Below are 21382 nucleotides of genomic sequence, written 5' to 3' on the forward strand. Positions count from 1 at the left end.
GGCGACCCTACCCGCCGGCACTACCGACCAAGGTGTGGATCAACCAGCCACCCGTGGCCGCCGAGATTGACACCTCACCACAAAGTGCGCAAGTAGCCTGATGTCTCACTGGGTTTGACAGGTTCCGCGGCCGAGCAGGTGGACCCATTCGTCCTCGGTCCGGCCCCAGAAGGTCCGGCCCTCCTCGGCGCAGCGCAGCAGCAGGAGCGCGACGACATCCAGCATGGCGCGTCGCCGATGCTGCGTAACCGGGCCGTCCAGCCCGGCGTTAACGACTTCCAGCGGACGCTGCAGACGTCCGATCGCCGCCCAGCCGGGCGCAGACCGGTCGTGATACTGCAGACGCCGCAGGTTGCGGACACCGAGTTCGGCGATGCCCCGCATCTCGTCGGCGCGAACCTCAACCGTTGTGTCGAAACGGTGGCCGGCAAGGGGTGAGCACCAGCGGGGCGGGGGAGCCTCGGCGGGCTCGGGCAGCGCGGCGGTCACCGCGATGTTCCCGTCGTCGTGGCCGCTGCGGGGGTGTCGATGCCGGTGAGCATCGCGATGCGCCATGCATGGATGTGCTCCATGCCGCGGCTGAGCTTGTCGGCCAGGTCGCGGCCGGACAGGTGGATGTACTGCAGTGTGGAGTCGGTATGGCGATGCCCGGCAAAGGTCGCGATCGCGTGCAACTCCCAGCCCATCCGGGCCAGGTCCGTCAGGCATAGATGCCGGGGGGTGTGCGTGGAGAACTGCGGAACCTCGGCGGCCAGCGCGATGCGGCGGACAACCTTCGACCAGGTCCACAAACTCAACGGCTGGGCGTGATTGCGCCGCGATTCCGACAGGAACAACGGCCCGCGCGCCCTGCTGATCCTCATCCGGTGCGCCAGATACCTCGACAGCAGCACACCGGTCGCCACCGAGTACGGCACCACATGTTCCAGCCGGTTCTTCGTGGTCTCCGCCCTGATCCGCAGGGTGCGGTGCGCAGGGTCGAGGTCGTCGGTGCGCAGCAAGCACAGCTCTTCGCGCCGCAACGCAGCGTCGTACGCCAGGGCGAGCATGACGCGGTTGCGGATCGGTTCGTCGGCCGCAACCGCCAGGACGTTCCTCCACTGCTGCTCGGTGGGGATCCACGGCAGCTTCGTCAACCGGGGCACCAGACCACGCTGATGCCCGCCCCAGCGCCGGCCCGGCGTGTAACGTCCCCTGCCGACCGGGTTGGAATCCCGCAGGCCCTCCTCCATGAGGTGGTCGTAGAACAGCCTGACCGGCACGATCCGCTGCTGGATGGTGGCGTTCGACAAGCCGGAGCCCGAATCGAGCGCGACGACGTTCGCCCCCCGACGGCTGCGGCGCTCGGTCAACGCCCGCACAAACACGCCGATGTGCGCCCGGCTGGCCGTCACCGGGTCGACGCCCTCGCGCTCGCACACCTCCAGGTACTCGGCCAACCCGCGCGCGTAGGCATCGATCGTCCGCGGCGCCCTTCCCAGATCCGCCCAGATCCGCAGCCACTCGGCCGCCCGCGCATGCCGGCCCAGCACCGGCCACTTCTCCTCCAGCACCACCGTGCCGCTCAAGCCATCTCCCCAGTTCCGTGGTCAGGACCGAGGAGACATGATCACCTCCACGGCCAGATTCCACGTAACTTTTAAAGCCCTCAAGCGCCAAATGTTCGGCAGGGCCAACCTGGACCTGCTACGCAAGCGAATCTTGCTCGCATAGCTTACTCAACGTAACCACATCACGATCTTTGTGCCAGAGCCAGATTTCATGGCCGCCAGCCTGGATCAGGCTGGCCGCCCACCTGGAGAAATTCCTGACCGTCCACACCGAGACAGCATGGCAACGTTTGTCAACGGCGCGGCCCACTTCGCGTACGGCCGGAACCAGCAGCAGGCCGTACTGGGCTTGATCGCACACGACAGGCAGCTGCGGTTCGCCGTGCCGATGCTTACCCGGAGCGCCGAGTCAAAGACAGAGGGCGGCGAGGCCCGGTCGAGGTCATCCGCTGCGGGGCCCACGCGATTGGCGTGGTGCCTCTGCTGCCGCCTGCATACCGGCCCATCCTGAATAGTTGACTGCGCGAGCCCGTTCCGGCAGGCGCGGACCACACCCGCCGTCACCAGACCGCCTCGAATTCGCCTACCACCTGCTCCTGCGCCCCGGGCGTCGGCCGCGTCTCGGCGTCGATCCTGGTAGCCATGGAGAGACCCCTTGTCCTCGCCGCGGCGAGGCACCTGATCCGGCAACACACCAGCCGATCAGCCGGAGCGGCGATCATTGACCGGCCGCCTTACGTGTACGTCACAACGACCGGCAATCCATGGCGATCAGACAGGGTGTACCTCCACGATGGGACACCACCCTCGACGCCCGACCACGCCACCTTCCAACACCCGAACTCAAAGGAAGACAGCGATGCAGGCACCGATGCCCACACCCGAGCAGATCAGCACCGTCGATTTAGCCTCGTGGACCGTCGTCCCCAGCCAGTCGAACCCCGATAAGGACGAACGCGGTCCTTGGGCCGTGACCGCAGGCGATGGGGAACAGTACAGCCTGTACTTCGAGATCGCCGATACCGCGTATCCGCGACAGGTCGCCGAGTTCATCGTCGAAGCGGTGCAGGCCCACGCCACCCAGCTGAGGCTGAGCAGCGCCTTCGACGACGTCCTGCACGAGCGCGAGCGACTTCGCGCCCATCCAGCCGGAGCTGACCTCTACGAGCTGGGCCGGGGCCGAGTCGTGGCCATGATGGCGCAGCTCGGCAAGCTTGCTGCTGAAGCGTATGAGACGGCGCCGGCCCCCGAGCGCGCCGCCCAGGAGCGGCGTATCTACGCAGAGGTCACTCAATTGGCCGCCCAAGCTGTGAGCTGGATGGAAGCGATCCACGCCCGCTACGGCATCGACACGTAGCCGTCCTCTTCTCTGGCATCCTGCTGCAACGTGCTCGTCACGAGGGCCAGATAGTGGGATAAGGCGAACGCCTTCCACTGAGCGCCGCCACCAGGGCCGCGTTCCTCCTGAGCGGCCGCGGCGATTTGTTCATCACCCCATGAGAACGCAGGGCCGGAACGCGGCCACTCGGGAGACCTCATCAATGCCCGGCAGAGCGGATAAAAAGTGCTGTGCCTGCCGCGCGAATCCTTCGGCCAGTAGTACAGGCACCACTGTTGGCCACTGGCGTAGCGCAGATTAGGAGCAGGCTGCTCCCCATCCGCAGGCGGAGCTGAGGCATGATCGATGCCATAGTCGCCATAGTCCACGGTGCGCCATGCGGTGCTCACTCTGCACCAGAGTTCCGACTCCGCCCTCGGCAACCGAGTAATGCAAGGTTCCGGCGGAGGCTTGAAGTCTTTCGGAGATGGGAACGATCCAGCAGCAATCGTGAGGGTGTGCCACTCATACTCAAGCAGACGTCGCATTGGCTGCGTAAGTTGACGATGGGTCTCTGCCGGTGCCTCGCAGTGGCCGCACTCGAGAATCACGTCGGTCCGTTCGGGTGACTCACCGACCAAGCCGAGAAGGTCGAACAAATCGCGAGGATAGTCGAGGTTGTGGGCGAACGAGAGGGGGATTCTCAGGCAGAGCCCCATCTGCTGGTCAGCGATGACTTCGCGTAATTCCTCGAGATCTTCCCCCGTGTCGCCGAGGTGAACGACCGGGCGGAAAGCATGTACGCCTAGCTCGTCTGTGAGACGCCGCAGAGCTTCGCTGCGCCCTGACGGGCCGAAGTAGGAGGCCAGCGGCTGGGTGTCGAAGCACATGTCGACGTCAGCCAACGTTTGCGCCTTTATCTGCCCTGCCAGGCGCGTGATGAGGCGCTTGACTTCCGTGTCCCCTCGTCGGGGGAACACTTCAATAAGGGGCCGGATGATGCTTTTAACTTGATCGCTCGCTTCTGCCAGTGCCTGAAGATAGGGTTGACGCCCCTTCAGAATTGCTACGTACACCGTCATGGCTGGTTCTCCGTGCGGTTGGCGAACCTCATGACCGGTGAGCAGCCGTCCCTCGCCTGTCGGGCTGCCACTGCCCGGTTCCACTGAGGCTCCAGCACGATGGGAAGGCCGTCAATATCTGTCAGGTTATAGTGAGAAACAGAGCCGACCACAGATGATACAGAGTACTGTTTGACGATTTTTGTTTCATGAGGCCCGCCAGGCCCGAGGTGAGGGAACGAATCTTGGGTTCTCGTGCCGCTTGATGGGAATGGCATGGGCGACGGTCCACCTGCCGAAGTTCCGACGCAAAGTGTTGAACCTTGCGAGGCGGACTGCATGGCTGTGCTGTTGGACCGTGCGACGGCGCCCGGGCGCTGGCCACGAACAGCAGTCCCTGCGGAGCCGCGCCTCCGGATCTGCGACGCGGAGCCCACCCTAGACGTCGTCGCGGAGACGCTGGTCCAACAGCTGGCCCACCGCTGCGTTCCACGGCACGAACACCGTCGGCTGGGTACTGCTCGATGGCTGCTCGTGCGTGTGCGATCCGCCGTGCAGCTAGGGCTTCAGCACGGAGCACCTTGCATCGTGCCTCCGAGAGCCACATGCCCCGAACAGGACCAATGACGCATAACGCCGATGGTTCAAGAATAGGTGGTTGCTCGCGTGTACGCGGTACAGCGCGGCAGACGGCGGCACATGACTTGAACCCACGACCCACGATTCTGAAAAATCCTCGGTTGATATCGCTCGGCACGCCGGATGTTGATTTGTATGGCTGCGGCAGCTCTGAGCCGTCTTCCCAGGTGAAGATCCTCCCTGTGCTGGTCCAGGACGCCCTTGCGTTCAGGTGGCTGCGAGCGAAGGACTGAGGTCACGGCCGCGTGTCCGAGTGGAGGGCTCGGGCGCACAGGGTGAGCGTTTCCGCGAGTGTCGTGCGGTCCGGGCCGTCGATCTCGGCGAGCATGACGGCTTCGATGCTGTCGAGGGAGCGGTCGCATCGCCGGAGGGTGCTCAGGCCTTTCGGGGTGAGGCGGGTGCGCAGAGCGCGGCCGCCGTCGGGATGCGGGTCGCGGCGGATCAGGCCGCGTTGTTCGAGATCGCGGATGACCAGGTTCATCGCCTGCGGGGTGACGAAGGCGATGCGGGCCAGGTCGGCCGAGGACGGGGCGTCGCGCAGGCGCAGCTCGCTGAGCGCCATGTATCCGGTGGTCGTCATGCCGTGCCGGGCGAGCGCATCGTCCAGGCAGGCGCGGATGCGGCGTTCCAGCCGGAACACGAGGTAGCTCACACGGGGCGGCGGCGCGTCCGCGGGGACACCCGGATCGGTCACCAGGAGACGATATCGCGCCCCTGTCAGTACGGGCTCCGATGTAAGTTTCTCACCCCGTTATCAAGGTCATTGATAGCAAGTTACTTGATAAGCATGGGAAACGGCTCTGCGCCAGGTGAACCGGCGGGGACGCCCAGCGGGCGTGCATTGACGGTGGATCGTGGCCCTTCTATTTTCCAGCGAACCGACGTCATTACGCGGCGGACCGATCCGCGGCGCGCCGCGGACATGGAGAGGAGGAGCGCGAATGAGACGCTTGACCACGGTGCTGGCTGGTGCCTGCGCCGCGGCGCTCTTTGCCGTCATGACCGTGGTACTCGGATCGCCGGCCGTCGCCGCCACCCTGATGGAGGTGACCAGTTTCGGCAGCAACCCGGGCAACATGCGGATGCACGTCTATGTGCCGGACTCGCGCCCGGCCTCGCCGGCGATCGTGGTGGCGATGCACGGCTGCGGCGGGTCCGGTCCCGGCTTCTACCAGGGCAGTGAGTTCGCCTCGCTGGCGGATCGATACGGCTTCGTCGTCATCTACCCGACCGCCACCCAGTCGGCGGGGTTCGGCAACTGCTTCGACACCTGGTCGGACGCGGCCAAGCGGCGCGGCGGCGGCAGCGACCCGGTCTCGATCCTCTCGATGATCGACTATGTCGAGCGGACCCACCAGGGAGACCCGAACCGGGTCTACGCCACGGGAAGCTCGTCCGGCGGCATGATGACCCAGCACATGCTGGCCGTCTACCCGGACGTGTTCAAGGCAGGGGCCTCCTTCATGGGTGTGCCCTTCAACTGCTTCGCCGGCGCCTCCGACTACCCGCCGGGAAGCAGCAGGTGCACCGGCGGGAGCATGGACCGAACCCCCCAGCAGTGGGGTGACGCGGTCCGCCAGGCGTACCCGGGATATTCCGGCCCCCGCCCGCGCATGCAGCTGTGGCACGGCACCAGCGACACCCTCGTGCCCTACTCGCTGCTGCGGGAGTCGATCGAGCAGTGGACCAACGTGTTCGGGCTGAGCCAGACCCCGACCAGCACCGACACCCCTCAGGCAAACTGGAACCGCAGCCGGTACGCCGATCCGTCCGGCATCGTGCAGGTGGAGTCGTACAGCATCCAGGGCGCCGGGCACGCTCTTCCGCAGAGCGGCATGGCCCGCTACGCCGTCGAGTTCTTCGGCTTGACCACCAGCCAGACCGACACCACGCCGCCGACCACGCCAGGCGCCCCGGTCGCGTCCAACGTGACCGCCACCAGCGCCACGCTGACCTGGACCGCGTCCACCGACCAGGGCGGCTCCGGCCTGGCCGGCTACAACGTCTACCGGGAGCAGGGCGCCACCGACCCGCAGCTCGGCCAGTCCACCACCACCTCGATCACCCTGACCGGGCTGAGCGCCAGCACCCAGTACCAGGTGTACGTACGGGCGCGCGACGGCGCGGGCAACCTGTCGGGCAACTCCGCGACGGTCACCTTCACCACGGCCGCCACCGGAGGCGACACCACGCCGCCGACCGCCCCCGCCGGGCTCACCGCCTCGGGCACCACCACGACCGGCACCAGCCTGAGCTGGACGGCTTCCACCGACGACACCGGTGTGACCGGCTATGAGATCCTGCGCGCTCCCGGCGCGTCGGGCGGCACGTTCGCCCAGGCCGGCACCTCGGCCACGACCTCATTCACCGACACGGGCCTGACCGCGGGCACCACCTACCGCTACCAGGTCCGGGCGCGCGATGCCGCCGGCAACGTCTCACCGGTCTCCAACACCGTCCAGATCACCACTCAGGGAGGCACGACCGGTGCCTGCTCGGCCACCCCGACCGTGCAGTCCCAGTGGGGGAACGGGTATGTGATCCAGCCGCTGACCATCACCAACACCAGCACCTCGACGATCACCGGCTGGACGGTCACCTTCACCCTGCCGGCCGGGCACACCCTGACCGGCTCGTGGAACGGCACCGTCACCACCAGCGGCCAGACCGTCACGGTCAGAAGTGTCAGCCACAACGGCACGCTCGCGCCGGGAGCCGGCACCACCAGCTTCGGCTTCCAAGCGAGCAGGCCCAACGGCGACACCGCCCTGCCGTCCGGTTACACCTGCGCCTGACCGTCAGCGCGCTTCCCTGATCACGGCCCCGTCAGGTGGGACCGTGATCAAGGGATCCGCGCCGGCGGCGGCGGAAGCACCGCACGACCTCTCGGAACGCGCCGAACCGGCCACATCAGGAGATCTCGACGTAGTCCAGTTCGGCCGCGAACGGTCCGTCGTCGTGCTGGAATCGCAGTGTGTTCCATTCGTGGTCCAGCTTCAGCTTGACCGGCGCGTCCGACCAGGACGTCCAGGTGGGACTACCCGGGTAATGCAGGACGACCTTGCGCGAGCCATTCACCGTCAGATACTGACGCGCGTTGCCATCGGCGGCGCTGTACCGCACGTTCACCGTATAGGTGTCGGCCCTGGGCGCGTAAACCTTGATTTCGACCCAGCTGTCCGGGTGGTTCAAATAGCCCATAGAAGACGCGCCGTCGATATTGTAAAGGCGCCTGGCATTGTGGTAATTACCGTCCTCGGCCTCGTAACGGACCGGCCTCTCTGATACGACGGCCAGGACGATCAGGGTGGTCACCACGACGGCCGGCACGGCCGCGATCAGCAGGATCGTACGAGGTCGCGGGCCACGGGCGTGGGCGGGCTCCGGTGTCCCCGAGATGGACGCGTCGTCGGCGGCGGGCCGGCTTCGCAGTTGCGCGCGCAACCCCAGCATCGAGACCACCAGCACCACGATCGCGGTGTTCCGCACCGCCCGCCATACTCACGTACCCGGCGCTCGCTTCTGCCCTCTCGCCGCATTCGACATGGCTCCAGAGTGGCACCTTGATCGCCTCAGACGAAGGCCGGTAGGGGAATTATGACGATCGCGGAATCTTCGTCGTTCGTGAGGCGTGTCCGGCCGTGCGCCGTCAGTATTGATCTGACTTTCGGTGGATTGGCGTGCAACGGATATACGCGAGGAAGGGAGGAGCCGATGCTGACCGAATCCCTGGTGGCGTTGGCCGCCAGCGGTGGGGCGGCTCTGGTGGGAGCCATGGCCACCGATGCCTGGCAGGCGACCCGCAGCGGTGTGGCCCTGCTGTTCAGCCGCCAGGGGCCCGAGCGTCAGGCGGCCGTCGAAGCCCAGCTCGACGGCAACGTCGTCCTGGTGGAGCGGGCCGGTGATCCCGGTCAGGCGCGGCAGAAGCTGGTGCCGGTCTGGGAGATGGCGCTGGCCCAGTTGCTGGAGGAGCACCCCGAGGTCGAGGCCGAGCTGCGAGAGCTCGTCGCGCGCGTACGTGAGGCTCTGCCCGACGCGCAGCGGGTGCAGCACCAGTACAACATCGCCCGCGACAACTCCCGGCAGTTCTCCGTGATGGACGGCGACATCAACTACTACGCCTCCCCCGCGCAGCCGGACCGCGGCGCCGACAGCCCCATGTGACCGGCATGGACGGCAGGTTCGGCCAGCTGGGGCGTACCGTCCACCAGGAGGTACGGGTCGAGAGCGGCTTCGCCTACGGGGTGATCGGCGCGGATCTGCACGTCTTCGGCGACGGCAGACCTCTGTACCTGCTCAAGGAGACGAGCGGACGGGCGCAGCTGAGAGTCGCGCTGGACGCTCTCGGGCTCCCGGCCCAGCCGAGCCAGCTCCTCAACGCCCGCCACGCCGTGGTGGACTTCACCGGCCGCGACGGTGAAGTCGAGGAGCTGACCACGTGGCGCGACAGCGGTGACAGCCACGCGGTCCGCTGGCTGCACGCCCCCGGCGGCCAGGGTAAGACCCGCCTCGCCGCCCACCTCGCCGCGGCGGCGGCCGGCGACGGATGGAAGGTGATCGTCGCCGAGCACGCGCCGGCCCAGGTGGTCAACGCCGAGGACCAGACCAGCCACGACCTGCGCCTCGGGACCGCCCGCGGGATCCTCATGCTGGTCGACTACGCCGACCGCTGGCCCCTGGCCCACCTGACGTGGCTGTTCAGCAACAAGATCCTCGACCAGGACGTACCGGTACGAGTGCTGCTCCTCGCCCGCAACGAGCACATCTGGCCCGCCCTGCGCCATGCCCTCACCCAGGCCGGCTGGCCACCCGAGGCCTGCACTGCCCGGTCCTTGGGCCCCCTGCCGAGCACGAGGGACGCCCGCCGCGACATGTTCAGGGCCGCCCGCGACTGCTTCGCCCGCTGCTACGGACTGACGCGGGCATCGGCGATCGGCGTGCCGGACTGGCTGGAACGTGAGGAGTTCGGCCTCACCCTGGCGGTGCACATGGCCGCGCTGGTCGCCGTCGACCGCCACGTCCGCGACACGCCCCGGCCCGCGCCCGGCGAGAGCATGCTGGCGCTGACCGCCTACCTGCTGGGGCGCGAGAGCCATCACTGGCACACGCTGCACGGCACCGCCGACCCCCTGACGGGCGCGCGCACGACGTTCGGCACCGACCCGATCCGGATGCGACGGGCCGTGTTCACCGCCGTGCTCACCGGTCCCCTGGGCTTCCGGGACGCCATGGCGGTGCTGGACGCCGTCGGCGTCGGCGATGACACCGACCGGGTGCTCACCGACCACACCTTCTGCTACCCGCCCGCCGATCCCCGTACGGTGCTGGAACCCCTCTACCCCGACCGGCTCGCCGAGGACTTCCTGGCCCTGTGCCTGCCCGGCCACGACCTGCCCGAGCACCAGCCGGAGGCGTGGGCGGCCACCGCCCCCGAGACGCTGCTCGCCTCACCGTCCGGCGACGGGACGCTGCCGCCGTACGCCGCGCGGACGATCATGTTCCTCACCGCGGCCTGCGAACGCTGGCCCCATCTGATCCCCACGCTGGAAACGCTGGAGCGTCTCCTCCCCGAGGACCCGGACGACGCGGCCGGCGACCTCGCCGTCGCGGCGGCCGACCTCACCGAGCGCCTCGCCGGGCACCGGCTGCCGACGCTCACCGATCCTGCCGCCCGCGCGGAGCTGTACGACGTCCTGGGCCGGTGGCTCTACCAGGCCCACCAGGAGGAGAAGGCGGCCGCCGCGCTGACCGAGGCCACCCGGCTGTACCGGCCGCTGGCCGCCGCCGATCCCCGGACGTTCGAGCCCAAGCTCGCCGCGGCGGCGTTCTACCTCGCCATGGACCTGGCACTCGGGGGCGCCATACCTCAGCCGGACGACCTGGCGGCGGTGGCCTACTTCTCCGCCGGCGGTGACGCGCTGCGGCCCGCCCTGGCCCGCCCGGACGAGGCGCTGGCGGCGTTCCGCGAGGCCGTCGAGATCTTCCGCCGGCTCGCCCGCGACGATCCCGCCGAACACCAGGAACGCCTGGCCGCCGTGATCTGTGTGGCCGCACTCTGCGGGCCGTACCTGGGAGCGCCGGAGGAGTCGCTGGCCCTCGCGCGCGAGGGCGTCGACCTGGTCCGCCGGCTGGCGCGCGACCAGGAGAACCTGGGCAAGGACTACTCGGACGACGTCGCGGCGGCGCTGATGGCCCTCGCGGGCAACCTGGTGGCCTCGGAACCGGAGCAGGCCGCGGCGCTCGCCCACGAGGCCATGGAGATCCTGCGCCGGCTTGCCCGCGACAACCCCGCCGAGCCCGCCCACGAGGACAGCCTCTACGGAATGCTGGCCTTCCAGACCGCGGTGCTGCTGCGGCTGGGCCGCGCCGAACCGGCCGTCGCCGTGCTCGACGAGGCCGTACGGATCCGTCGCCGCCTCGACCGGCGGAAGGATTCGGACGGCCGCGACGCCTGGCAGGACACGTTCGCCGGGGCGCTCGGCCTGGTGTGGGTGCAAGGGACCGAGGACGACGTGGAGACCGGCCTGGAAACGGCCGCGCGGGTGCTCCGCCACGAGGCGCGGGCCAACCCCACCGCCGACGGGGTGGCGCTCTATCACACCTTCCTCTCACTCGACCTCCTGCTGCGCCGGCTGGAACGATGGGACCTCGTCCTGGCCGGGCAGCGCGACGCCATCGACTTCCTCGGGCACTGGGACGACGCGACCGATCTGCTCGGCATGCTGGCCGCCCACGGCGCCGTTCTCGCGATGCTGGGGCGATGGGACGAGACCCTGGACGTGATCGGCGCGATCGCCCGGGAACTCCTGCGGGAGGGCACCGCCGCCGAGCTGGAGTACGCCATTCACGGAGGGCTGACGGCGATGACCACGGGCAGCGTGGGCCAGTCGCCGGACGAGCAGCCCGCCGGCGCCTACGAGCGCGAGTCGCGGGACGAGAACGTCGCCATGCTGAACGAGATAGCGGCGGCCTACCGGCGGCGTTCCCACGGCGACGCCCAGGAGCGCGACCAAGGTTTGGCCGTCACGCTCAAGACGCTGGCCGAAGCACTGTGGATCAAGGACGAACCGTGGGAGTCCCTGACCGCCGGCGACGAGGCCGTCCAGATCCGCCGCCGGCTGGCCCGCGGCGGTTCCGCCGAGCACCGAGGTCATCTCGCGCTCGCGCTGAAACGCCACGCACACAGGCTGGGACGTGTCGGACGCCACGAAGAGGCTGCCGCCGCGGCGGGAGAGGCCGCCCACCTCTACGACCTCCTCGCCCGGGACGACCCCGGCGCGGACCAGCTCGCCCTCGCCGCGACCCTGCACCTCCTGGCGTCCAACCTGCAGTGGTCCAGCCCGGCCGAGGCTCTGGAACCTGCGCAACGGGCCACCGGGATCCTGGAGCGGCTCGCCCGCGACGAACCCGCCACGCACGAACCCAACCTCGTGATCATGCTGGACACGCTCGCCGAGATCCTCGACCGCCTGGGCCGCGGAGAAGAGGCACGCACCACGGTCAGCCAGGCGGCCGGAATACGCGCACGTACCCGGACCTGAGACACGCGTCGATGGGATTCAGGCGCGTCGGAGGCGTTCGAGGTGGGGCGGTTCCTCCCCATGATTCTCACCCGAGCCAGTGCGGCACCGTGCCTGCCGAAAGTCCGCGCCGTTTCCGGAAACGCCGTCACCACAGGTAGATCTCGTGGACCAGGCCGTCCGGCTCCTCCTGATAGGTGATCGGGGACCCGGTCTGCCTGGCCTGCGTGGCGAGCGTCAGCAGCGCCGTGAACGCCCCGTCGCCGCCGTTGTAGATCTTCTTCCAGACGCCCTGCACCAGGATCCAGGCGTTGCGGGTCTGGGCGATCGACCAGGTGGCGGTGACGGTGGCGCCGGAGATCCACCCACCGGCTCCGCCATTCTCCGCGACGGTCTCCTCGGGCGCTTCCGGGGAGACGGTCAGCGTCGGCCGCATCTCGCCGTCCGGTAACTGCGCGAACCGGGCGACCATCTCGTCACCGGCCGGCTTGGCGGAGCCCTGGCCATCGGCGGCCACCGGCCGCACGGACGGCGGGATGAGCACCGGCCGGGAAACGATGATCTCGTCGTGCTCCTTCGTCGTCATCTCTCCCCCTACCACGCGTAGATCTGCTGGACGGTTCCGCCGTCCTCGTACAGGCCGACGGGCGTGCCGAGCGCCTTGGAGGCCGCCAGTTCGAGCAGCATCGCCTCGCCGGTGGTCGCGTCGGCGCCGTCGAGCTTGAACCAGCCGCGGGCGCTGCCGTAGGCCCACACGTTGCCGTCGGCCTCGTTGCTCCACAGGCCCAGGATCCGCTGGTCGGGCAGCCAGCTGCGCAGCGTCACCCCGGAGACGGAGCAGGTCTGGTAGGTCTCGATGCGGCACTGGCCGTAGGCGATCTTGAAGAAGTCCTGGTAGACGTCCAGGCACGCGGAGACGGCGCCGTACGCGGCGATGTGCTCCTTCATGGCCGCGGCGTCGCCGCTGATGTCCTGGAACCGCGCGACCTTCGCCATGCGGTTGGGCCAGTCGGCGTTCAGCCGGGAGCAGTCCTGGTCCCCGGCCACGTAAGGGAAGCAGTCCTCGAACGCGACCCCCGCGTCGCGGCAGTAGGGCAGGGCCTGCGCCGGCCACCAGCCCGCCGCGCGACTCGCTCCATCCTGGCCGCCGTGGCAGTAGAACAGGTGGGCCTCGGAGAGGTCCACTGTGAGGCCCGGCGTCCGGTTGGTGAAGCGGACGACGTGCTCCATCGTCGAGATCACCGCGAAGGCGGCGCACGACCCGCAGTCCCCCTGGTCCTTGACCGGTGTGGTGTAGTCGGCACCGCCGTGGTCGCGCAGGTCGGTGGCGGCCGGGGCCCCCACCGACTCCGCGCCGGCCGCGTGGGGCCGCCGCGGTCCGCTCGTCGAGGTCGTCGTCGAGCTCGGCGACGCTCACGCCCGGGGTCGGCGGAACCCCGAGGCGCAGGACCCTGCTCTCTTCGGTGAGCCCCGTCATGGACGTGTACGCCATGCTCCATGGCTGCTCGGCCTGTTCCAGCTCCGTCTGGAGCCGGCCCAGGTCGAGCGGACTGTTCACTGGCATGTCCCCTCCTAGGTCGCGTGGCTCCAAGCGTCGCCGTGCCGGACTCCTGGCGCCCCGGGGGACGGCCTAGGGGCTTCCCCAGTCCCGCCGAAGGCCGTGCGGGTGCGGCGTGGCGATGCGCCAGGCGACGAACCCGGCCGCGGCGAGCCCGGCGAGGGCCAGAAGGCTACTGGTGAGAAACGGGTCGATGCCGTCCAAGGCGGGAGCGAACCCGATGCCGACGTACACGGTGACCCCGGTGGCACCGCCCAGCTGGTCGGCGGCTCGCTGGACGCCGGAGGCGATGCCGGCGTCGTCTTCGGTCACGCCGGTCACCGCCACGTACTGCAGTCCGACGATCCCGAACCCTATCCCGGCGGCGACGAGCATCATGGCCGGAATCATCGCCGGACCGGTGGCCCCGAGACGGGAGACCAGCGCGATGGCGGCCATCGCCAGCATGGTGCAGCCGATCCCGGCCAGGACGCAGACGCGGGCGCCCCACCGTCCGAACAGCCGGGGAATCAGCAGCGAGGCCGCGATCAGGGACACCGCCAGGGGCAGCATCGTCAGGCCGGCCTGGAGCGGGCCGGCGCCCAGCCGATCCTGCAGGTAGTAGGTGAACAGCAGGAACGAGGTGGACAGCGCCGCGCTCAGCAGGGCGGTGGCGAGGTTGGCGAGGACGCGCGGCCGGTTGCGGAAGAACCGCGGCGGCACGAGCGGTCTCCGTGCGCGGCGCTCGACCCTGACGAACAGCGCCCCGGCCACCACCGCGCCGGCCAGCGCCACCGGCGGCAGCCACGGCAGCGTGCCGTCCGCCCCTCCTGCCTCGACGACCCCGAGGGTGAACAGCAGCGGAGCCGCGACCAGCAGGAGCGCACCGGGAAGGTCCAGCGGAGCGCGCTCGGCAGCCCGTCCGCCCGGCACGAGGAGGACCACCGTGGCGAGCACGACCAGGATGAAGGGTACGGACACCAGGAAGATCCACCACCAGCCGAGCAGCTCGGTGATGATCCCGGAGGCCACGAACCCGACGACGAGGCCACAGCTCGCCACGGCCGCCCACACGCTCAGCGCCCGCGACCTGCGCGGTCCCTCGGGGAACATGAGCACGATCACCGCCATGGATGCCGGAAGCGCGACCGCTTCACCGGCGCCCTGCAGCAGCCGGGCTGTCACCAGCAGGGCGAAGGACGGCGCGAGCCCGGCCAGCACGGACGCGGCGCCGAAGAGCGTCGTGCCGAGCAGGAGGATGCGGCGCCTGCCGAGCACGTCGCCCAGCCGGCCGCCGAGCATCAGCAGTCCGCCGCCGGTGATGGTGTAGCCGACCACGACCCAGGTCAGCGCGTGATCGTCGACGCCGAAGTCGGCGCCGATCGAGGGCAGCGCGACATTGACCACGGTCATGTCAAGCGCGATGAAGAACTGCAGCGTGGCCATGCCGCACAGCACCAGCCACGCACGCACCGGGGACGATCCGTCCCGGAGCGAAAGGAGAATGCCTGAAAGCATCGAGTGCTCCGTTGCCCAGAGGAGGTTCCGGGCAGCACGAACGTGCCGCTCCGGTTGGACCACGAAGCGACAGGACGTTCAGCGGATGGTGAGAAGAACGCCCCGCCGCTTAGCGGAGCGTCCTTGTCACCGCGGCACAGACGGCCGCGCACGAAGCGCCAGACATGTCACCGATGCTAGCGGAGCCGACGGCGGATTGATCACTCTGCCGGACCTGGCAGCCGCCCCGGCACCGCACCCTGTGTCCCGTCGGTCCCACGATGCCTTGATCGGGGATGGCGATCGGCCCTCAGCGGAAGCGCCAGTAGCCGCTCGCCGGCTCTTCGCTGGTCGTGCACTTGGCCACGGACCTCACGGTGTTGGGGCGCCTCCACTGTCCGTACCGGGTCGTGTAGTTGCTGGAGCCGATCCTGTAGCACCTGACCACGGCCTGGAACTCCCCGTCCCCCTTACCGCAGAACACTTCGTAGGTGAACGTCGTGTACGTGTCGGAACAGTTGGAGGGGGCCGCGTGTGCGGCCCCCGCCGACGCGACCACTGTGCCGGCCGCCAGCAATGCGCCGAGCGCGGCCACCTGCAGCGTCTTCGTCACCTTTTTCATTGCACTCCTCACAGGGTCTTATCACCGTGACAGGACTCGGCTGGAACGCCGTTGATCTACGGCACAGCGTAGGCAGGAGGGGCTATCCATCCGCTTGTCGGCGGCTATTACCTGCTTGCGGCACTTCGGCAGTGTGCCTACGCTCGCCATCAGCGATCAGGGGGGCCGCAGGTGCTGTTCGGCATTCTTGGACCGGTTGAGATCATCACGGACAGCGGGCCGGTATCCGCCGCCCAGCCCAGGCACCGGGCTTTCCTCGCGTATCTGTTGCTGCACGCCAACCGGGTGGTGACGCCCGATCAGGTGATCGAGGCCATCTGGGGCGGCGCGGAGCCGGCGTCCGCGCGGACACAGGTCCACGTGGCGATCTCGGGACTGCGCAAGGCGCTGCGTGAGCGCGGATTGGACGACGTCATCGTCACCTGTCCCGGGGGCTACCGCCTGGAGCTGGCGTACGGTGCGCTGGACGCCGACGTCTTCGCCGGCCGCGTCAAGGCGGGCCGCAGGCTGCTCGAACGCGGCGCGCACGAGGAGGCGGCCCGCGAACTGGACGCGGCCGCCGCGCTGTGGCGAGGGCAGGCGCTGGCGGACATCACCGCGGCGTACGCGGACGCGGCCCGCCACCGGCTGCATGAGCAGCGGCTGAGCGCTCTGGAGTCGCTCGCGGATGCCCGGCTGGCGCTCGGCGATCACGACGCGCTGATCCCCAAGCTGAGCGGCCTCGTCGAGGCACACCCGCTGCGTGAGCCGATGGTGTGCCGGCTGATGCTGGCGCAGTACCGTGCGGGGCTTCGCTCTCAGGCGCTGGAGACCGCCAGGCGGATGCGCGGTCTGCTCGCCGAGGAGGAAGGGCTCGACCCTGGAGAGGCGTTCGTCCGGCTTGAGCAGGCGATCCTCACCGCGGACCAATCCCTGAGCCTCGCTCCGGCGACCTGGGTGCGGCCCGCCCAGCTCCCCTATGACGTCCACCGCTTCACGGGAAGGGCCCGGGAGCTGGAAACGCTGACCGCGATGGCGTGCGCGGCCGACCCGCCTCCCGCGGTGCTGGTGGTCGGCACGGCCGGGGTGGGCAAGAGCGCGCTGGCGGTGCACTGGGCGCACGGACATCGCGACCGGTTTCCCGACGGGCAGCTCTACGTGAACCTGCGCGGCTTCGATCCCGGCCGTGATCCCTTGGAACCCCTTGAGGTGCTGCACAGGTTCCTGCGCTCTGTCGGAGTGGACGCGGTCCCCGACGAGGTGGACGAGGCGGCGGCGCTGCTGCGCTCGCGGCTCTCCCGGCAACGTGTGCTGATCCTGCTGGACAACGCGCGCGACGCCGAACAGATCCGGCCGCTGCTACCCGGTTCGGCGAGCTGCGTCGTCCTGGTGACCAGCCGTAACCAGCTCCGCGGCCTGATCGCCAACGAGGGGGCGCGGCTGCTGCGGCTCGATCCGCTCACGGCGATCGAGGCGGACGAGCTGCTGCGCGGGGTCATCACGAGCTCGACGGCCGACGACGAGCAGGCCATCCGCGAGCTGGCGCGGCGGTGCGCGTATCTGCCGCTGGCCCTGCGGCTGGCCGCGGCGCAGCTCATCTGCCGTCCTCATCTGACGATCGTGGAGTACACCAGGCGCCTCGCGACCGATGACGCGCTGGAGGTGCTCGACATCCAAGGTGGCCTGAAGGGGCCGGTCGACTCCGCGTTCGAGCTGTCCTATCGCGCGCTCGGGGACGTCGCGCGGCGGTTGTTCCGGCTGTTGAGCCTGGCGCCCGGCCAGGACTTCGCGCCGGAGGCGGCCGCGGCGCTGCTCGGCGTCACCCTCGCCGGGGCACGGCGTCCCCTGGAGGAGCTGTCTACGGCGCACATGATCGATGAGCATCGGGCGGGCCGGTACACGATGCATGATCTGCTGCGCAGCTATGCCATCCGGATGCTGGCCAGTGACGAACCGGACGAGGGGCGGGCCGAGGCGGCCCTGAGGTTGGTCGACTTCTACGCCGACGCGGTCTTCGCCGCCTATCCCCTGTTGCAGCCGCGCCGGCCTCCGGGCGAGCGTCAGCTGACACACCCGCCGGTGGAGCGGCTGCGGTTCGCCGATCGGGCCGAGGCTCTGGCCTGGCACGACGCGGAGCGCGAGAGCTTCGTGGGTGTCGTAGAGCTCGCCGCCCGGCACGGCCGGCATCACCGCGCCTGGCGGCTCACCTCCGACCTGCTGGCGTACTTCATCATCCGGCGACGCTGGCGGGAGTGGTCGGCGGCACTGCGGATCGGCCACGCGTCCGCGACGCGGTGCGGCGACCTGGAGGGCATGACGTACATGAGCAACTCGTCGGGCATCGTCTGCAAGCAGACCGGGCGCTACGCCGAGGCCGTCGAGCACTACCGGCGGGCGATCGACCTGGCGACCGCGGCGGGTAGTAACCGCATGGTCGGCTCCGCCCACGCCAACCTCGGCGGGCTGTACATCACCCAGGGCCGTCCCGAGGAAGGGATGCGGCATCTGCGGATCGCGCTGGCCGTGCCCGAGTACGGACAGGTACCGCAGTACGCCGCGGCGGGACACGTCAACCTGGGCTGTGCCCTCATCGAGATGGGCAGCCTGCCGGAGGCGGACGGGGCGCTGCGGCGGGCGCTCGGGTACGCGATCGCTTGCGATGACGTGCAACAGATCTGCTTCTCCCTGCACAACCTCACCGAGATCGCGTTACGCAGAGGAGACCGGGAGACGGCCAGGCGGCACGCCGAGACCCAGTTGACCCACGCCGAGGAGCTCGGCGACCCGCTGCGCACGGCGGCGGCACTCGACCTGCTGGCCTCCACCGTGCTCCTGGAGGACCTGCCGGCCGCCCGGGCGCACTGGCGGGCGGCGCTGGCGATCTACCGCGACCTCGGCCATCGTCAGAGCGCGGTGCTCAGCGAGTGGCTGGCCACGGTAGACGAGGATCTGGACGATCTCGCCGGCGCCAACGAGGAGTACCGCCGTCGTTGCCGCAGGCTCGTCTGAGCCCGCGCGGGGCCTCCACCCTCCGTCATCGGATGATCTTCGGGCCCGAGCCGGTGGAGGCGCGGACGATGAGTTCCGGCCGGAAGATCAGCTCCTGGTGGCGGGACGGCGCCCCGGCGACCAGCTCCAGGAGCGTGTCGACCGCCGCCGCGGCGATGACCTGTACCGGCTGGCGCACCGTGGTCAGGGGCGGGTCGGTGTAGGGGATGAGCACCGAGTCGTCGTATCCGACCACGGACACCGCGCCGGGGACGTCCAGCCCTCTGTCTCGGCACGCCCTGATGGCGCCGATCGCCATGAGGTCGCTCGCGCAGACGATCCCGGTGCAGCCGCGATCCAGGAGCTGGGCCGCCGCGGCCTGCCCGCCCTCCACGGAGAAGAGGGAGTGGGCGATCAGCGCGCCGGGGTCCTCGCCGGGGCACAGGTCGGCCATGGCCTGCCGGTAGCCGTCGATCTTCCTGATCACGGGGACGAACCTGGCCTGGCCCACGGCCAGGCCGATCCGCTCGTGCCCGAGGGCGTGCAGGTGCTGAACCGCGAGCCGGGCGGCGAGGCGGTCGTCGGTGGACAGGAACGGCGCTTCGACGTCCGCGGCGTACCCGTTCAGCAGGACCATCGGCACCTTCTGCGTCACCAGCCGGATGTAGCGGCCGGCCCGCGCGGTGGTGTCCGCGTGCAGCCCTGACACGAAGATCATGGCGCTGACCCCGCATTCGAGCAGCAGCTCGGTGAACTCGTCCTCGGGCGCGCCGCCGGGCAGCTGCGTGCACAGGACGGGCGTGTAGCCGTGCTGGGTGAGCGCCTTCTCGATCGCCTGGCCGAAGGCGGGGAAGATCGGGTTGTCCAGCTCGGGTGTCACCACGCCCACGAGGCCGCGGCTGCGTTGCCTGATACGCGGTGGCCTCTCGTAACCGATGAGGTCGAGCGCGGTCAGCACGGAGTGCCGGGTCGGCTTCGAGACTCCCGGCCGGCCGTTCAGCACCCGGCTGACCGTCGCCTCGCTCACCCCCGCGAGCGCGGCGATGTCGGTCAGCCGGGGCATCCCGTTCGCGGGCATCCCTACCACAGGGGCCGCCCCCACCAGGCGGCCGAGTCGGGCGGGAGCGTACCGCCTGCCAGGGGCGCGCTGGCCAGCAGCAGGTCGCCCGAGACCGGCAGCTCCACCTCGTGGTCATTGAGGTTCACCGCGCAGGTGAAGCCGTCGCCGCGGGTGAGGACGAGCGTCCCGTACGGCGAGTCGAGCCAGGTGAGCGCGCCGTCGCCGAGCTCGGGGCGTGCGCGGCGCAGCCGCAGCGCCTGCCGGTACAGCTCCAGCGTCGAGCCGGGGTCGTCCCGCTGCGCTTCCACGCTCAGCTCCGCCCACGTGCCGGGGATCGGGAGCCACGGGTCGTTCCAGCCGGTCTCGCGGGTCCAGGGAATGGGCACCCGGCAGCCGTCGCGGCCGCTGTCGGGGTCGCGCAGCCGCTGCGGGTCCCGCAGGACCTCTTCCGGCAGGTCGAGCACCTCGGGCAGGCCCAGCTCCTCGCCCTGGTAGACGTACGCGGAGCCGGGCAGGGCGAGCGTCAGCAGCGCGGCGGCGCGGGCCCTGGCCAGGCTGCCGTAGCGGGTGACGGGCCGCTCGACGTCATGGTTGGACAGCACCCAGGTGGACGGCGCGCCGACCGAGCCGGCCGTGGCCAGCGACTCGTCGATGACCTCGCGCAGCGCCCCGGCCTGCCACGGGGTGTTGAGGAAGTGGAAGTTGAACGCCTGGTGCAGCTCGTCCGACCGGACGTAGCGGGCCAGCCGTTCGGCCGTGGGCGCCCACGCCTCGGCCACGCCGATGCGCTCCCCCGGGTACGAGTCGAGGACGCGCCGCCACGACCGGTGGATCTCGTGCACGCCGTCCTGGTCGAAGTACGGCACCACGTCGGCGCCGATCATGCGGACCTGGCCGGTCCGGCCGACGTCGGGCAGCCCCGGCGCCTTGACCATGCCGTGCGCGACGTCCACCCGGAACCCGTCCACGCCCAGGTCGAGCCAGAAGCGCAGCACGCCGGCGAACTCGGCGTGCACCTCGGGGTGCTCCCAGTTCAGGTCGGGCTGCTCCTGGGCGAACAGGTGCAGATACCACTGACCGTCGGCCACTCTGGTCCAGGCGGGGCCGCCGAAGATGGATTCCCAGTCGTTCGGCGGCAGCTCGCCGTGTGCGCCGCGGCCGTCGCGGAAGATGTAGCGCTCCCGGTCCGGCCCGCCCTTGAGGGCACGGGCGAACCATGGGTGCCGGTCGGAGGTGTGGTTGGGCACCACGTCGACGATGACGCGCAGGCCGAGGGCATGCGCGTCGGCGATCATCGCCCGCGCGTCGGCGAGCGTGCCGAACAGCGGGTCCACGTCGCGGTAGTCGGCGACGTCGTAGCCGAAGTCGGCCATCGGCGAGGGGTAGAACGGCGTCAGCCAGACGGCGTCCACGCCCAGTTCCGCCAGGTAGGGCAGGCGCCGGCGCACGCCCGGCAGGTCGCCGACGCCGTCGGCGTTCCCGTCGGCGAAGCTGCGCACGTAGACCTGGTAGATCACCGCGTCCCGCCACCAGCGGGTGGCGGCCACCGGCTGCGCGGCGCCCTCGGCGAGTTCGGTCATCTGTTTCCCCGATCAGTCAGAGTCGGAAGGC

At 69.7% G+C, this 21382-nt stretch carries 16 protein-coding genes; 5 read left to right on the top strand and 11 right to left on the bottom strand.

The genetic code is table 11. The features are described from left to right. Positions 1–105: 105 nt before the first annotated feature. Together KME79_RS39025 and KME79_RS39030 are read right to left on the bottom strand one after the other, a co-directional pair. The gene (locus KME79_RS39025) at positions 106–489 is read right to left on the bottom strand and encodes a hypothetical protein (protein ID WP_219550800.1); all 384 of its coding nucleotides are present in this window, start codon (positions 487–489) and stop codon (positions 106–108) included. After that, positions 486–1568 carry a tyrosine-type recombinase/integrase gene (locus KME79_RS39030; protein ID WP_219550802.1) on the bottom strand — a complete coding sequence of 361 codons (1083 nt, stop codon included), beginning with the start codon at positions 1566–1568 and terminating at the stop codon, positions 486–488. Before KME79_RS39030 ends, KME79_RS39025 begins: the two co-directional genes overlap by 4 nt. A gap of 841 nt (positions 1569–2409) precedes the next feature. On the opposite strand from KME79_RS39030, the gene KME79_RS39035 reads away from it, so the two are divergent. Continuing rightward, a complete protein-coding gene (locus KME79_RS39035; RefSeq protein WP_219550804.1) occupies positions 2410–2907 on the top strand; it encodes a hypothetical protein in 498 nt (165 codons plus the stop codon). Here the strand turns inward: KME79_RS39035 and KME79_RS39040 are convergent. Then, positions 2889–3950, bottom strand: a complete 1062-nt coding sequence (locus KME79_RS39040; RefSeq protein WP_219550806.1) for a beta family protein — start codon at positions 3948–3950, stop codon at positions 2889–2891. The genes KME79_RS39035 and KME79_RS39040 overlap by 19 nt on opposite strands. A gap of 853 nt (positions 3951–4803) precedes the next feature. Continuing rightward, positions 4804–5262, bottom strand: a complete 459-nt coding sequence (locus KME79_RS39045) for a MarR family winged helix-turn-helix transcriptional regulator (protein ID WP_308249212.1) — start codon at positions 5260–5262, stop codon at positions 4804–4806. Positions 5263–5509: 247 nt separating this feature from the next. Here KME79_RS39045 and KME79_RS39050 point away from each other — a divergent pair, with 247 nt between their 5' ends. Continuing rightward, on the top strand, positions 5510–7363 hold the full coding sequence (locus KME79_RS39050; protein ID WP_219550808.1) for an extracellular catalytic domain type 1 short-chain-length polyhydroxyalkanoate depolymerase: 1854 nt from the start codon (positions 5510–5512) through the stop codon (positions 7361–7363). A 115-nt stretch (positions 7364–7478) separates the two neighbouring features. Here the strand turns inward: KME79_RS39050 and KME79_RS39055 are convergent, their stop codons facing one another. After that, positions 7479–8057 (bottom strand): carbohydrate-binding protein, encoded by a 579-nt coding sequence (locus KME79_RS39055; RefSeq protein WP_219550810.1) that lies wholly within the window; start codon positions 8055–8057, stop codon positions 7479–7481. Between the two features lie 225 nt (positions 8058–8282). Here KME79_RS39055 and KME79_RS39060 point away from each other — a divergent pair, with 225 nt between their 5' ends. Both KME79_RS39060 and KME79_RS39065 read left to right on the top strand, forming a co-directional pair. Then, entirely contained in the window at positions 8283–8732 is a 450-nt protein-coding gene (locus KME79_RS39060; protein WP_219550812.1) for a hypothetical protein, read from the top strand. A gap of 5 nt (positions 8733–8737) precedes the next feature. Then, the gene (locus KME79_RS39065; protein ID WP_219550814.1) at positions 8738–12109 is read left to right on the top strand and encodes a hypothetical protein; all 3372 of its coding nucleotides are present in this window, start codon (positions 8738–8740) and stop codon (positions 12107–12109) included. Positions 12110–12236: 127 nt separating this feature from the next. On the opposite strand, the gene KME79_RS39070 is transcribed toward KME79_RS39065, so the two are convergent. From KME79_RS39070 to KME79_RS39085, 4 genes are all read right to left on the bottom strand, one after another. Continuing rightward, complete coding sequence (locus KME79_RS39070; protein ID WP_219550815.1) at positions 12237–12674, bottom strand: hypothetical protein; 438 nt, start codon at positions 12672–12674, stop codon at positions 12237–12239. An 8-nt stretch (positions 12675–12682) separates the two neighbouring features. Continuing rightward, a complete protein-coding gene (locus KME79_RS39075) occupies positions 12683–13432 on the bottom strand; it encodes a C1 family peptidase (RefSeq protein ID WP_219550817.1) in 750 nt (249 codons plus the stop codon). Between the two features lie 286 nt (positions 13433–13718). Beyond that, positions 13719–15098: an MFS transporter gene (locus KME79_RS39080; RefSeq protein ID WP_308249213.1), complete on the bottom strand. Its 1380-nt coding sequence runs from the start codon at positions 15096–15098 to the stop codon at positions 13719–13721. 334 nt (positions 15099–15432) lie between these two features. Further along, positions 15433–15735 carry a hypothetical protein gene (locus KME79_RS39085; protein WP_219550819.1) on the bottom strand — a complete coding sequence of 101 codons (303 nt, stop codon included), beginning with the start codon at positions 15733–15735 and terminating at the stop codon, positions 15433–15435. Between the two features lie 180 nt (positions 15736–15915). Between KME79_RS39085 and KME79_RS39090 the strand changes: the two genes are divergently transcribed. Continuing rightward, positions 15916–18732 carry an AfsR/SARP family transcriptional regulator gene (locus tag KME79_RS39090; protein ID WP_308249214.1) on the top strand — a complete coding sequence of 939 codons (2817 nt, stop codon included), beginning with the start codon at positions 15916–15918 and terminating at the stop codon, positions 18730–18732. Between the two features lie 25 nt (positions 18733–18757). Here the strand turns inward: KME79_RS39090 and KME79_RS39095 are convergent, their stop codons facing one another. Beyond that, entirely contained in the window at positions 18758–19789 is a 1032-nt protein-coding gene (locus KME79_RS39095) for a LacI family DNA-binding transcriptional regulator (protein WP_219550823.1), read from the bottom strand. A 2-nt stretch (positions 19790–19791) separates the two neighbouring features. Continuing rightward, positions 19792–21351 (bottom strand): glycoside hydrolase family 13 protein, encoded by a 1560-nt coding sequence (locus KME79_RS39100; protein WP_219550825.1) that lies wholly within the window; start codon positions 21349–21351, stop codon positions 19792–19794. Positions 21352–21382: the final 31 nt, after the last annotated feature.

This window comes from Nonomuraea harbinensis, from assembly GCF_019396385.1.
Classification (GTDB): Bacteria; Actinomycetota; Actinomycetes; order Streptosporangiales; family Streptosporangiaceae; genus Nonomuraea; species Nonomuraea ferruginea.

Coding starts and splice junctions, on each gene's coding strand:
- KME79_RS39060 (WP_219550812.1), top strand. CDS start 8,283: ATGCTGACCGAATCCCTGGTGGCGTTGGCCGCCAGCGGTGGGGCGGCT.
- KME79_RS39095 (WP_219550823.1), bottom strand. CDS start 19,789: ATGCCCGCGAACGGGATGCCCCGGCTGACCGACATCGCCGCGCTCGCG.
- KME79_RS39065 (WP_219550814.1), top strand. CDS start 8,738: ATGGACGGCAGGTTCGGCCAGCTGGGGCGTACCGTCCACCAGGAGGTA.
- KME79_RS39100 (WP_219550825.1), bottom strand. CDS start 21,351: ATGACCGAACTCGCCGAGGGCGCCGCGCAGCCGGTGGCCGCCACCCGC.
- KME79_RS39050 (WP_219550808.1), top strand. CDS start 5,510: ATGAGACGCTTGACCACGGTGCTGGCTGGTGCCTGCGCCGCGGCGCTC.
- KME79_RS39070 (WP_219550815.1), bottom strand. CDS start 12,674: ATGACGACGAAGGAGCACGACGAGATCATCGTTTCCCGGCCGGTGCTC.
- KME79_RS39035 (WP_219550804.1), top strand. CDS start 2,410: ATGCAGGCACCGATGCCCACACCCGAGCAGATCAGCACCGTCGATTTA.
- KME79_RS39040 (WP_219550806.1), bottom strand. CDS start 3,950: ATGACGGTGTACGTAGCAATTCTGAAGGGGCGTCAACCCTATCTTCAG.